This is a genomic window from Mycobacterium sp. NPDC006124 (assembly GCF_040614235.1).
GTDB lineage: Bacteria > Actinomycetota > Actinomycetes > Mycobacteriales > Mycobacteriaceae > Mycobacterium.
Genome location: NZ_JBEXUA010000002.1, coordinates 136,459 through 148,829, shown reverse-complemented (window position 1 = coordinate 148,829; position 12,371 = coordinate 136,459). Strand labels below are relative to the sequence as shown.

Genomic DNA, 12,371 nt, shown 5'->3' with positions numbered 1-12,371 from the left:
GTCGCCGTTCTGGTGGGGGTCTCGCGAACGACGCGCCCCCGACGTGCAGCCGTACGTCCCGCATCGCGCCAGCTCGGTGTCTCTGCGGTGGCGGGTGATGCTGCTCGCGATGTCCATGGTGGCGATGGTGGTGGTCCTGATGGGCCTGGCCGTCTACGCGGTGGTGTCGCGCGCTCTCTACGACGACATCGACAACCAGCTGCAGATCCGCGCCCGGCTGCTGATCGAGAGCGGTCTGCTGGCCGTCGACCCCGGCAAGGCGATCGAGGGCACGGCCTACTCCGACGTCAACGCGATGTTCGTGATGCCCGGCCGGTCGATCTACACGGCGAACCAGGAGGGGCAGACGTTGCCCCTTGGTGACCCGGAGAAGGGCGTCATCCAGGGGACGCTGCGAATGTCGTTGCGCACGGTGAACTTTCAGCGCGTGCTGGCCGTTCATCTGCCCAGTGGCGACTCGCTGCTGATCTCGAAGAGCCTCGACCCGACCGGCAAGGTGATCAAACGCCTCGGCACCATCTTGCTGATCGTCGGCGGTCTTGGCATGGCCGTCGCCGCGATCGCGGGCGGCATGGTCGCCAGGACCGGGTTGCGACCGGTGGCGCGGTTGACCGACGCCGCCGAGCGCGTCGCCAGAACCGACGATCTGCGACCCATCCCGGTACACGGCAGCGACGAGTTGGCCCGTCTCACCGAGGCCTTCAACATGATGCTGCGGGCGCTGACCGAGTCTCGAGAACGCCAGGCGCGGCTGGTCACCGACGCAGGCCACGAGCTGCGCACGCCCCTGACATCGCTGCGCACCAACGTCGAACTGCTGATGGCCTCGATGGCGCCCGGTGCGCCGAGCATTCCCGAGGAGGAGATGGCCGGGTTGCGCGCGGACGTGATCGCCCAGATCGAGGAGCTCTCGACCCTCGTCGGCGATCTGGTCGACCTCAGCCGCGAGGACGCGGGCGTCACCATCCACGAACCCGTCGACCTCGCCGAGGTCGTCGACCGCAGCCTCGAGCGAGTTCGGCGGCGACGCAACGACATCGAATTCGACGTCCAGACCGTCCGATGGCAGGTCTACGGAGACGAGGCGACGCTGTCCCGCGCCGTGCTGAATCTGCTCGACAACGCCGCGAAGTGGAGTCCCCCTGGCGGCCGGGTGGGAGTGCGGCTCAACCAGGTCGACGCGAATTACGCCGAACTGGTGGTCTCCGACCAGGGTCCCGGCATTCCGCCGAGCGAGCGCGAGTTGGTGTTCGAGCGCTTCTACCGGTCGACGTCGGCGCGGTCGATGTCCGGCTCCGGTCTCGGCCTGGCGATCGTCAAGCAGGTCGTCGTGAAACACGGTGGCACGCTTCGCATCGACTACGCGACCCCGCTGGCCGACCCGCCGGGGACGTCCATCTTCGTCCTCCTTCCCGGCAGGCCGATGGTCGGCGCCGGCGCCGGGGTGGGCGCGACACGCGGTGCCGGTGCGTTGGACGGCGTGGCCGGCAGCACCGAGAATGGATGACCGGGGGCCTGCGTCGACGGGAACTTCTGGGCAACTCCCGAAAGATCTCTAAGTGGATTCTCAGCCCAGAGGGGCACTGTCAGGGGACATCTTTCGTTACCACGACAGACCGCTGACGTACACGACTCGAAAGAAGAGCCAACAGCCGCAATGACGAACCAACCGAGGTACTCGCCGCCACCGCCGCACGGGCAACGCCCCGGTGCGCACGAGGCCGCGGCGCCGGGCTACCCCGGCCAGCATCAGACCGGTGCCTACCCGCAGCAGTCCTACGACTGGCGCTACGCGACGCAACCGCCCCAGGGCTCGCCGTCCTACCGCGGCCCGCACGATCCGTACCGCGGCGATGCCACCCGGATGATGCCGCCACCGCCGACGCCGCCCCGCAGCCGTTCCCGGGCAGGCCGGCTGACAGTGGGCGCGCTGGCGATCGCGGTGGTGTCGGCCGGCATCGGTGGCGGTGTCGCCACCCTGGTGCAACCCGGCCAGCCGTCGTGGAGTTCGACGTCGACCGGAGCGGCGCCCGGCGTCCCTGCGGCGAGCCTTCCCGCGGGGTCGGTCGAGCAGGTCGCGGCCAAGGTCGTGCCCAGCGTGGTCAAGCTCGAGACCGACATGGGCAGGCAGTCCGAGGAGGGGTCGGGCATCATCCTGTCCTCCGACGGCCTCATCCTGACCAACAACCACGTCGTCGCGGCCGCCAACGGCGGTCCCGGTGCACCGGCCGGCGGCGTGCAGACCAAGGTGACCTTCGCCAACGGCGCGACGACCACCTTCAAGGTCGTCGGCACCGACCCCAGCAGCGACATCGCGGTCGTGCAGGCCGTCGGAGCCAGCGGACTCGCCCCGATCACCCTCGGTTCCTCGGGTGATCTCCGAGTCGGCCAAGACGTCGTCGCCATCGGTTCGCCCCTCGGCTTGGAGGGCACCGTCACCACCGGCATCGTCAGCGCGCTGAACCGACCGGTGGCCGCCGGTGGCGACGCCCAGAACCAGAACACCGTGCTCGACGCCATCCAGACCGACGCGGCGATCAACCCGGGCAACTCCGGCGGCGCGCTGGTGAACATGAGCGGCCAGCTGGTCGGCGTGAACTCCGCCATCGCCACTCTCGGCGGCGACTCGGGTCAGTCGCAGAGCGGCTCGATCGGCCTCGGCTTTGCGATCCCGGTCGACCAGGCCAAGCGCATCGCCGACGAGCTGATCCAGAGCGGCACCGCCTCGCACGCCTCGCTCGGCGTGCAGGTGGGCAACGACGCAAGTGTCGACGGCGCCAAGATCGTCGACGTGACCGCCGGTGGCGCCGCCTCGGCGGCGGGCATGCCCGCCGGCGTGGTGGTCACCAAGGTCGACGACCGGGTGATCGGCAGTGCCGACGCGTTGGTCGCGGCGGTGCGGTCGCGGGCTCCCGGTGACAAGGTCACGCTGACCTACATCGACACCTCGGGCAAGCCGCAGACGGTCGACGTCACCCTCGGCAAGGCGCAGCAGTGACCGTCGCGCCGGGTCGCCCGGAGCTCAGGATCGCGTCGCCCGCGTCGGTGGCGGGATATACGGTTGCCATCATGGAACAGCCTGGTGAGTTGGTGGGTCGCGCACTCGTCGTCGTCGTCGACGACCGGACCGCGCACGGAGATGGAGAGGACCACAGTGGTCCGGTAGTCACCGAGCTGCTGGGTGAGGCGGGATTCGTCGTCGACGGGGTCGTCGTGGTGTCCGCCGACGAGATCGAGATTCGCAACGCGCTCAACACCGCCGTCATCGGCGGCGTCGACCTGGTCGTGTCGGTGGGAGGCACCGGGGTCACGCCCCGGGACGTCACGCCGGAGGCCACCAGGACGATCCTCGATCGAGAGCTGCTCGGCATCTCCGAGGCACTGCGTTCCTCGGGGCTGTCAGCGGGCCTCGTCGACGCGGGGGTGTCCCGCGGCTTGGCGGGTATCTCGGGGAGCACCCTGGTCGTCAACATCGCGGGTTCCCGCGGAGCCGTCCGCGACGGCATGGCGACGCTAGGACCGCTCGCCATCCAGATCATCGGGCAACTCTCCAGCCTGGAGATCTAGGCCCCGTGCCGTCCTCGGCGCCGTCGATTCCCCGCGAGCATCGCTCGGCGGGGCTAATGGCGTGCGTCTGCGCTCAGGCGGGGCTCGACGGGATCGAGTCGAGGCGGCGCAAAAGTCATCCCGCTCATGAATGTGATCTTTGTCACAGTAGACTGTTTGCGTGACTGAGGATTCACAGCGGAAGCGCCTTTCAGTTAACAAGGTTTTCGGTGATTCCCTACCCGAGACCACCAAGGACGAGTGGGACGACGACCCCGCCTCCCGCGCTGACGATCGCGACGACTGGCTGCGCGAGAACATCCCGCCGCATCACGGCTGACCTGCAAATTCCCGCCTCTCACGGCGCGTGCCCGCGGGGGTGTCCTGCCGACGAGTCCGACCCGCGGCGACGGCCCGCACCGACCGTGGGAGGCTCTCACGAGGCCCTCGCACGCCGTTGGCGTCCGATCGCGATGGCGGGGCAAACATCGTCGGCCAAGTCCCACCCGCACCTTGCGTGACCCGTACGCGTTGCCGGGTGGATGCCTCGCCGTTATGTTTCTCGTCGTCTAACGATGAGCTTTACGTAAGAACAGAATGTGGGATTTCTAATTTCCTCCACATCAACCTCTTGCGGGGTGTCAGGCTTAGCCGTAGAGCCGGGCACTCACAGGAACACGGACCGCAAGGTCCGTCACGACAGCTAGGGAGAACATGAAGGCAATCAGTCGGGTGCTGGTCGCTCTGGTAGCAGCGTTCGCGGCGCTCCTCACCAGCACGGGCACCTCTCACGCAGGGTTGGACAACGAGCTGAGCCTGGTCGACGGCCAGGATCGCACGCTTACGGTTCAGCAGTGGGACACCTTCCTCAACGGTGTCTTCCCGCTCGACCGCAACCGCCTCACCCGCGAGTGGTTCCACTCGGGCCGCGCAAAGTTCATCGTCGCCGGCCCCGGTGCCGACGCGTTCGAGGGCACGTTGGAGCTGGGCTACCAGATCGGCTTCCCGTGGTCGCTGGGCGTTGGCATCAACTTCAGCTACACCACCCCGAACATCCTGCTCGACGACGCGACGCCGGCGAACCCGCTGCAGGTCATCACCCCGAACCTGTTCCCGGGTGTGTCCATCAGCGCTGACCTCGGCAACGGCCCCGGCATCCAGGAAGTCGCGACCTTCTCGGTCGACGTCAAGGGTGCCTCCGGTGGGGTCGCGGTCTCGAACGCTCACGGAACGGTTACCGGCGCGGCCGGCGGCGTGCTCCTGCGTCCGTTCGCTCGGCTCATCGCCTCGACGGGTGACAGCGTCACCACGTACGGCGAACCGTGGAACATGAACTAACTCCCTAGTTCAACGAAAGCAGCCCCCGGCCTCTGGCCGGGGGCTGTCTTCGTCTGCGCGCACTACCTGTCGGCGCTGGTGGTCTTCGCGGTGTCGGGGCTGGGGCCGGTACCGGGTCCGGTGACCGTCTCCGCGCTGGTGCCGTCCTTGAGGAGATTGCGGATCTCGGTGAGCAGGCTCAGTTCGGTGTCCTGGGCCTGCTCGACCTCACCCTTCTTGCGGAGCCGGTTGTACGGCACGACCACGAAGAAGTAGACGACGGCGGCCACCAAGACGAAGTTGATGGCCGCGGAGATCAGCAGGTTCAGATCGATGACCTGGCCGCCGCCGATCGAGACCTTCAGCAGGCCGACGTCGCTGCCGTTGGCGCCGATTCGGCTGGTGAGTGGCGTGATGATCACGTCGGTGAACGTCTTGACCAGGGCTGAGAACGCGGTGCCGATGACGACGGCGACCGAGAGGTCGACGATGTTGCCGCGGGAGAGGAACTCCTTGAATCCCTTGAGCACGTGGGCTTCCTTCCGTCAGTGGTCAGGCCGTGCGCCGTTGACCCGTGCGGCAACGCTAACCGCAAGGACCGAACTCAGTGGAACGTAAGGGTTATCGCCTGGGACAGCGACGCACCGGCGACCTCGTTGGCCTCGTGCACCGGCAGGGCGACGAGCACCACCCCGTCGCGGCTCCGGTCCTTGGTCGCACTCGAGACCAACACCACGACGGCATTGGCGGCCACGACGCGCGAGCGCTGCGCTCCGGTGCCGTCGGCGGACTCGGCGACGGCCAGCACGTCGACCACGTCGCCGGTGCGCACCAGTTCGAGGAGGGCGGCGTCGGTCGGATGGACGGGCACGATGCGCGCGTCGGGTCCGGCGGCCGCGTCGGCGAGGCGCGAACTCAGCACCCGGACGTCGGTGAGTATCTCGCCACGACGTGCGGGCCCGGCGAGAGTGGCGCCGACCAGGTCGGCGCCGCGTGAGGTGGCACCGTCCGGAATCGTGTCGACCGCACGGGGTTCCACACGCAGGTCGGTCGCCGTCAACTCGACGCCGGGGGTGAGGTCGCGGGTGGCGACGACGACGTCGGCGCGGCCCTGTGTGGGATCGGGTCGCAGCGCCGCGACGGCGGCCAAGAGGACCAGCGCGCCGGCGGTCACGCGGCGGGCCATGACGGTGCGCGTCCAGTCGGGTCGCAGGGCGGCGAGCCGCGACGTCAACGACGGATCGAGTGATTCCCCCATGTGGCCACGCTAGGCAGCCGAACGGCGATGCGGCAGGGGGTCGGCCGCGCCCTGTGGATAACTGCTAGCTGGAGGAGGCGGGCGCGGATGCGGGCTTGGTCGCCGAAGAGGTGGAGCTCGACGTCGAGCTCGGCTTGTCCGAGCTGGCCGATTTCTCCGTCGTCGACGGCTTCTCCGCAGGCTTGTCGGAGGTCTTCTCCGAGGAGCCCGACGAGTCGCCGCCACTGGAGCCGTTGATGGTGCTCTTGGAGGTGTCGCGGCTGTCGTTGCGGTAGAAACCGCTGCCCTTGAACACCACACCCACCGAGCCGAAGAGCTTGCGCAGCCGACCCGAGCACTTCGGGCACGTGGTCAACGCGTCATCTGTGAATGCCTGCACCGCGTCGAAACGGTTGTCGCACTCGGTACAAGCGTACGAATAGGTCGGCACCAAAACCTCCGGAACAATGAACGAAGCTGTTAGCACTCTAGCTGCTCAAGTGCTAGAACCGCTACGTGGCTCCCGCCATTCCCGCTGACGCCGGAGCGCGTCAGCCGAGCTCGACGAGCCCGGCACCTGGGGTCAGCGCATGGGTCATCGGCACGTCGTGGGGGTCGGCCGGAAGCCGGTCGACGAGTTCGTCGTCGCGGACGGTCGCGACCAGTCGCGCCAAGGGGTCGGCAAGGGTCAGGCTCCGGTCGTAGAAGCCGGCGCCCCTGCCCAACCGGTTGCCGGTCCGGTCGACGGCCAGCGCGGGAACCACCACCGTCGACGCCTCGGCCACGGTCGCCGCCGGCAGATGCGGTGGGGGCGGCTCGCGAAGGCCGAAGCGGGCGGGCACCAGGTCACCGCGAAACTCACCCCAGCTCAAGGGCAGGGGCCGGCCTCCATCGTCCTCGCGGGCAACGGGCAGCAGGACGCGAGCGCCCGCGGCGAGAAGCGCCGCCAACATGGCGACTGAACCGGGTTCGGAACCCACCGGGACGTACGCGCACACGGTGTCGCCGGGTCGCATCAGCCCGGTGAGATGTCCCTGCAGGTCGTCGGACTCCGCGCGCCGTACCGCGTCGGGAAGCGCGCGGCGCGCGGACAGGACCGCGGCGCGCATCTCGGCCTTCGTCGGTGCCACGACTTCACCATGTCACGTCACAGGGGCAGGGCTCAGCCGGTTGTCAGCGTCCGATGACGTTATGGTGTGAACGATGACGACACGGGCTTTGGTGCCAATTCCACGCACCGCGATCGTTCCGGCTGCCGGTTTGGGAACACGCTTTCTACCTGCGACGAAGACGGTGCCGAAGGAACTGCTGCCCGTCGTCGACACCCCCGGCATCGAATTGGTCGCCGCGGAGGCGGCCGAGGCCGGCGCCGAGCGCCTCATCATCGTCACCTCCGCGGGCAAGGACGGCGTCGTCGCGCACTTCGTCGAGGACCTCATCCTCGAGGGCACGCTGGAGGCCCGCGGCAAGATGGTGATGTTGGAGAAGGTGCGGCGCGCGCCGGGTCTGATCAAGGTCGAATCCGTGGTGCAGGCCGAGCCGCTCGGCCTCGGGCACGCCGTCAGCTGCGTGGAGCCGAGCCTGGACGCCGACGAGGACGCCGTGGCGGTGCTGCTGCCCGACGACCTGGTGTTGCCGACCGGGGTGTTGGAGACCATGTCGAAGGTCCGTGCCAAGCGTGGCGGATCGGTGCTGTGCGCGATCGAGGTGCCAGAGGACGAGATCAGCGCCTACGGCGTGTTCGACGTCGAGGTGGTTCCCGACGCGGTGAATCCAAACGTGTTGCGCGTCAAGGGCATGGTGGAGAAGCCGAAGGCCAAGGACGCGCCGTCGCTGTACGCCGCCGCGGGCCGATACGTGCTGGACCGCGCCATCTTCGACGCGTTGCGGCGCGTGCCGCGCGGGGTCGGCGGCGAGATTCAGCTAACCGACGCGATCGCGCTGCTGATCGACGAGGGTCATCCCGTTCACGTCGTGGTGCACCGCGGTTCTCGACACGACCTGGGAAATCCCGGCGGCTACCTCAAGGCTGCGGTTGACTTTGCATTGGAGCGCGACGACTACGGACCGGAGCTGCGGCGCTGGTTGGTCGAGCGATTGGGCCTGAGCGCCAACTGACTTGCGCGTGGGCTCCGTGACTGGAGAAAGGCGCACGAGTGCGTTCGGTGGAGGAGCAGCAGGCGAAGGTGGCTGCCGCGGCGGTGGCGCCGAGACCCGTCCGGGTGGCCATCGCGGAGGCGCAGGGTTTGATGTGCGCCGAGGAGGTCGTGACCGAACGCCCGCTTCCGGGATTCGATCAGGCCGCGATCGACGGATACGCGGTACGCAGCGTCGACGTCCTCGGCGTCGAGGCAGGTGACGAGGAGGACGGCGACCGCGAGGTCAGCCTCCCGGTGATGGGTCTCATCGAGGCCGGCGCCAAGACCCCAAGCAGACTGCAGCCGCGGCAGGCGGCGCGCGTGCAGACCGGCGCGCCCATGCCGACCCTGGCCGACGCGGTGCTGCCGTTGCGCTGGACCGACGGCGGCGACTCGCGCGTGCGGGTGCTGCGCGGGGTCCGGTCGGGTGCCTACGTGCGTCGCACCGGCGACGACGTGCAACCTGGCGACGTCGCCGTGCGGTCGGGCACCATCATCGGGGCCGCGCAGGTCGGCTTGCTCGCCGCCGTGGGCCGGGAGCGGGTGCTCGTGCATCCCCGTCCGCGGCTGTCGGTCATGAGCGTCGGCGGTGAACTGGTCGACGTCTCACGCAATCCGGGCAACGGCCAGGTCTACGACGTCAACTCCTATGCGTTGGCCGCGGCGGGTCGCGACGCGGGGGCCGAGGTCAACCGGGTCGGGATCGTCGACACCGAGTCCAAGACGTTGCGCGACGTCGTCGAGGGTCAGATCAACCGTGCCGAGGTGCTGGTGATCGCGGGCGCCGTCGGAGGTACCGCCGCCGAGAGTGTGCGGGCGGTGCTCTCCGAGCTTGGCGACATGGAGGTCTCGCGCATCGCGATGCACCCCGGATCGGTTCAGGGATTCGGGCAGCTGGGGCGCGACGGCGTGCCGGTGTTCCTGTTGCCGGCCAACCCGGTGAGCGCGCTGGTCGTGTTCGAGGTGATGGTGCGGCCGTTGATCCGCATGTCGCTGGGCAAGCGACAACCGCTTCGGCGCGTCGTGCAGGCCCGGACCCTGTCGCCGATCACGTCGGTGGCCGGGCGCAAGGGTTACCTGCGCGGGCAGCTGATGCGAGACCAGGACACCGGCGAATATCTGGTGCAGGCGCTCGGCGGCGCGCCGGGTGCGTCATCGCACCTGCTGGCCACCCTCGCCGAGGCGAACTGCCTCGTGGTGGTGCCCAGCGAGGCCGAGGAGGTCCGCACCGGCGAGATCGTGGACGTGGCCTTCTTGGCGCAACGCGGCTGACGCAGCCGATCATGAATCTATGGCGGTCGTCGTCCATGCACCCGGGGTGGCCGCAGTCGGTCGGGCCGCTGCGAGTGCCCGCGGGACTGGTGCGGTTGCGTCCCATCCGGCTTCGTGACGGGGCGGTGTGGAGCCGGATCCGGCTGGCCGACCAGGCGCACCTGGAACCGTGGGAGCCCGTCGCTGAGATGGATTGGGAAGCGCGACATGCCATTTCGTCGTGGCCGTCGATTTGCTCGGGGCTGCGCGCGGAGGCCAGGAAGGGTCGGATGCTGCCGTACGCCATCGAGCTGGACGGGCAGCTCTGCGGCCAGCTGACGATCGGCAGCGTCACCCACGGCGCGCTGCGATCGGCCTGGATCGGGTACTGGGTGGCCAAGACGCACAACGGTGGCGGGGTGGCGACGGCGGCGCTGGCGCTGGGTCTGGATCACGGCTTCGGGCCGGTGGGTCTGCATCGGATCGAGGCGACGGTGCGGCCTGAGAATCAACCGAGCCGCAGGGTGCTGGCGAAGGCGAACTTCCGTGAGGAGGGCTTGCTCAAGCGCTATCTGGAGGTCGACGGCGGATGGCGGGACCATCTGCTGGTGGCCATCACGATCGAGGAGTTGAACGGCTCCGCAACCTCGGCGTTGGTCCGCGCCGGGCGGGCCAACTGGGCCTAATCTGGGACAGTTGTGGCTCATGGGGCGAATGTGCTTGTCAGGGGCGAATTACAGGTGTGTAATTAGGCGCGGCGCGTCGTCCCCGGATGCGCTGGTCACGACCCTAACTTCACGGGGAAAGGAGCAGGCGTCATGCCAAGCATCCCTCAGTCTCTTCTCTGGATCTCGCTCGTCGTGCTCTGGCTCTTCGTGTTGGTCCCGATGTTGATCAGCAAGCGGGACACCGTGCGTCGCACCAGCGACGTCGCGCTGGCCACCCGCGTGCTGAACTCCGGGCAGGGCGCGCGGCTGCTGCGACGGCGCAAGCCGGCGGCCGGCCACCACAGCGACCCGGACTGGCGTCCGACCCACGACGACCTCGACGACGACCTCTACGACGACGGCGAATCCGAGAAGCCCCGCACCACGGTCGTGGTGATGGCCGCGGCGAAGGTGGAGGCCGAGTCCGAGTACCTCGACGTCGACGTGGTGGAGGAGGACTCCGGCGCCCTGCCCATCGGAGCGTCCGCGCGGGCCAGGTCCGAGCAAGCCGGGGTCGAGCAGGAACCCCAGCTGCCGCTGGAGTTCGACGACAACACCGCCACGTTCTCGGTCGACGACCTCAACGAGGTCGACGCACCCGAGCCCGCCCCCGTCGATCAGCCCGCCGCCGAGTCCGACGACGACATGACGTCCTCCGACGACATGACCGACGAGTTCGAGGCCGTGTCGCAGGACGACCCCGACCACGACTACGAATACGTCGACGACTCCTCGGGCATCGAGGCCGCCGAGGAGTCCGAGCAGCGCGGTGGGGGATCGAAGTCCCAGGAGCGCCGCCGCACCTACGAGACCAAGACCGCAGCGGCCGTCAGCGCGCGGAAGTACCGCTTCCGCAAGCGCGTGCTGATGGCGATGTCGGTGCTGCTGCTGCTGAGTGCGGTCGGGGCCTACGTGGTGTCGACGACGTTCTGGTGGGTGTGCGGCACGGTCGCCGTCGTCACCGTCCTCTACCTGGCCTATCTACGGCGTCAGACGGCCATCGAGGAGCAGGTACGACGGCGCCGGGCGCAGCGCATGATGCGCTCGCACCTGGGTGTGGAGAACACCAAGGACCAGGAATTCGACGTGGTGCCCGCGCGGCTGCGCCGGCCCGGTTCGGTGGTACTGGAGATCGACGACGAGGACCCGATCTTCGAACACCTCGACTATGCGACCTTCGCGCGTGAGTACGACCTGCCGCGAGCCTCTGGTCAGTAGCGCCGATTTCTAGCGGGACACCGGCACTGGTAACCTGCTAGCGGTACAAGGGGCTATAGCGCAGTTGGTAGCGCGTCTCGTTCGCATCGAGAAGGTCAGGGGTTCGATTCCCCTTAGCTCCACCAGTATTTTCAGGTCAGCAGTCCGTCCGAAGTAGCCGCGAAGGCTGCGTCCGATAGCTCCGTGCCTTCGGCAAGGTTCTCATCGAAGACGTTGGCATGGCCGCTCAGCGGTCGAACGCCGGGACGATGAATCGTCGAAGAATCTCGGCCTCCAGGTGGTCGTCGCCGAGAGGCAGGTACGCCAACGACAGCACCACGTGGACGATCCACAGCGCCGCTACCGGGTCGTCATCGGTGATCCCGGTGAGCTCGGCGGCCAACGCGCTCAGCACCGGCGAGGAGTGTAGGTCGCTCAATTGGGGTGCCTTGTTCGATGCCGTCATCACACGCCGAATGGGATCGGACCTGATCTGTTGCAGCGCAACGGAGATGGCCTTCGCCACCCGCTCAGGGCCACTGAGGCCGTCGACTTCGCGCCGAACGGTATCGGTGATGTTCGAGGCGATGCGAACGAGCGCGGCGTCACGTATCCGTCCTTTGCCCCCGGCGTAGCGATAGACGGTAGCCCTGGAACAGTGCACTCGCTCGGCGAGCGAATCGACGTCGAGGGCGTCCAGTCCTTGGGTCAGTATCAGATCGACCGCAGCGGCGTAGATGCGTTCGGCAGCAGCAGCCCGACGATCCCCGCCGACGATCCAATCCTCACGAACCACCCGCCGCACTCCTTGCATCGCCTGAAGATGATCTTCTCAGAACTGAGACGGAACTCGGAGGACGTCTCACCGTTGGTGCAGGTTCTCGACGGCTGCTGAGACGACCCCGAATGGCGACGGCAACCGGCTGTCTCGACTTCCTCGCGGGTGGTTGACCTCACTGGCGGAGACCCTCAGCGTGG

14 protein-coding genes and 1 tRNA gene are annotated in these 12,371 nt (G+C 68.2%); 10 read left to right on the top strand and 5 right to left on the bottom strand.

Features of this window, described 5'->3' with window-relative positions:
- Positions 1-97: 97 nt before the first annotated feature.
- From ABZ195_RS04380 to ABZ195_RS04360, 5 genes are all read left to right on the top strand, one after another.
- Positions 98-1,507 carry a HAMP domain-containing sensor histidine kinase gene (locus tag ABZ195_RS04380; protein WP_355216048.1) on the top strand — a complete coding sequence of 470 codons (1,410 nt, stop codon included), beginning with the start codon at positions 98-100 and terminating at the stop codon, positions 1,505-1,507.
- Between the two features lie 150 nt (positions 1,508-1,657).
- Positions 1,658-2,998, top strand: a complete 1,341-nt coding sequence (locus tag ABZ195_RS04375) for a trypsin-like peptidase domain-containing protein (protein WP_355215242.1) — start codon at positions 1,658-1,660, stop codon at positions 2,996-2,998.
- 71 nt (positions 2,999-3,069) lie between these two features.
- Positions 3,070-3,567, top strand: a complete 498-nt coding sequence (locus tag ABZ195_RS04370) for a molybdenum cofactor synthesis domain-containing protein (RefSeq protein WP_355215240.1) — start codon at positions 3,070-3,072, stop codon at positions 3,565-3,567.
- Positions 3,568-3,727: 160 nt separating this feature from the next.
- Positions 3,728-3,886, top strand: coding sequence for a hypothetical protein (locus ABZ195_RS04365; RefSeq protein ID WP_355215238.1), 159 nt, complete (start codon positions 3,728-3,730; stop codon positions 3,884-3,886).
- A gap of 374 nt (positions 3,887-4,260) precedes the next feature.
- Positions 4,261-4,884 carry an MspA family porin gene (locus ABZ195_RS04360; protein ID WP_355215236.1) on the top strand — a complete coding sequence of 208 codons (624 nt, stop codon included), beginning with the start codon at positions 4,261-4,263 and terminating at the stop codon, positions 4,882-4,884.
- Between the two features lie 62 nt (positions 4,885-4,946).
- Here ABZ195_RS04360 and mscL read toward each other — a convergent pair whose 3' ends face one another.
- The 4 genes from mscL to ABZ195_RS04340 form a co-directional block, all read right to left on the bottom strand.
- A complete protein-coding gene (gene mscL / locus ABZ195_RS04355; protein WP_355215235.1) occupies positions 4,947-5,393 on the bottom strand; it encodes a large-conductance mechanosensitive channel protein MscL in 447 nt (148 codons plus the stop codon).
- Positions 5,394-5,467: 74 nt separating this feature from the next.
- The gene (locus ABZ195_RS04350) at positions 5,468-6,121 is read right to left on the bottom strand and encodes an SAF domain-containing protein (RefSeq protein WP_355215233.1); all 654 of its coding nucleotides are present in this window, start codon (positions 6,119-6,121) and stop codon (positions 5,468-5,470) included.
- A gap of 64 nt (positions 6,122-6,185) precedes the next feature.
- Positions 6,186-6,551 (bottom strand): FmdB family zinc ribbon protein, encoded by a 366-nt coding sequence (locus ABZ195_RS04345; protein WP_355215231.1) that lies wholly within the window; start codon positions 6,549-6,551, stop codon positions 6,186-6,188.
- A gap of 100 nt (positions 6,552-6,651) precedes the next feature.
- A complete protein-coding gene (locus ABZ195_RS04340) occupies positions 6,652-7,230 on the bottom strand; it encodes a 5-formyltetrahydrofolate cyclo-ligase (RefSeq protein ID WP_355215229.1) in 579 nt (192 codons plus the stop codon).
- A gap of 73 nt (positions 7,231-7,303) precedes the next feature.
- On the opposite strand from ABZ195_RS04340, the gene ABZ195_RS04335 reads away from it, so the two are divergent.
- From ABZ195_RS04335 to ABZ195_RS04315, 5 genes are all read left to right on the top strand, one after another.
- Complete coding sequence (locus ABZ195_RS04335; protein WP_355215227.1) at positions 7,304-8,218, top strand: UTP--glucose-1-phosphate uridylyltransferase; 915 nt, start codon at positions 7,304-7,306, stop codon at positions 8,216-8,218.
- 38 nt (positions 8,219-8,256) lie between these two features.
- Positions 8,257-9,510: a gephyrin-like molybdotransferase Glp gene (gene glp / locus ABZ195_RS04330; protein ID WP_355215225.1), complete on the top strand. Its 1,254-nt coding sequence runs from the start codon at positions 8,257-8,259 to the stop codon at positions 9,508-9,510.
- Positions 9,511-9,521: 11 nt separating this feature from the next.
- Positions 9,522-10,175, top strand: a complete 654-nt coding sequence (locus ABZ195_RS04325; RefSeq protein WP_355215223.1) for a GNAT family protein — start codon at positions 9,522-9,524, stop codon at positions 10,173-10,175.
- Positions 10,176-10,307: 132 nt separating this feature from the next.
- Positions 10,308-11,414 carry a gephyrin-like molybdotransferase receptor GlpR gene (glpR, locus tag ABZ195_RS04320; protein ID WP_355215221.1) on the top strand — a complete coding sequence of 369 codons (1,107 nt, stop codon included), beginning with the start codon at positions 10,308-10,310 and terminating at the stop codon, positions 11,412-11,414.
- A 49-nt stretch (positions 11,415-11,463) separates the two neighbouring features.
- A tRNA-Ala gene (locus ABZ195_RS04315) sits at positions 11,464-11,539 on the top strand.
- A 101-nt stretch (positions 11,540-11,640) separates the two neighbouring features.
- Here the strand turns inward: ABZ195_RS04315 and ABZ195_RS04310 are convergent.
- Positions 11,641-12,189, bottom strand: a complete 549-nt coding sequence (locus ABZ195_RS04310) for a TetR/AcrR family transcriptional regulator (RefSeq protein ID WP_355215219.1) — start codon at positions 12,187-12,189, stop codon at positions 11,641-11,643.
- Between the last annotated feature and the right edge of the window lie 182 nt (positions 12,190-12,371).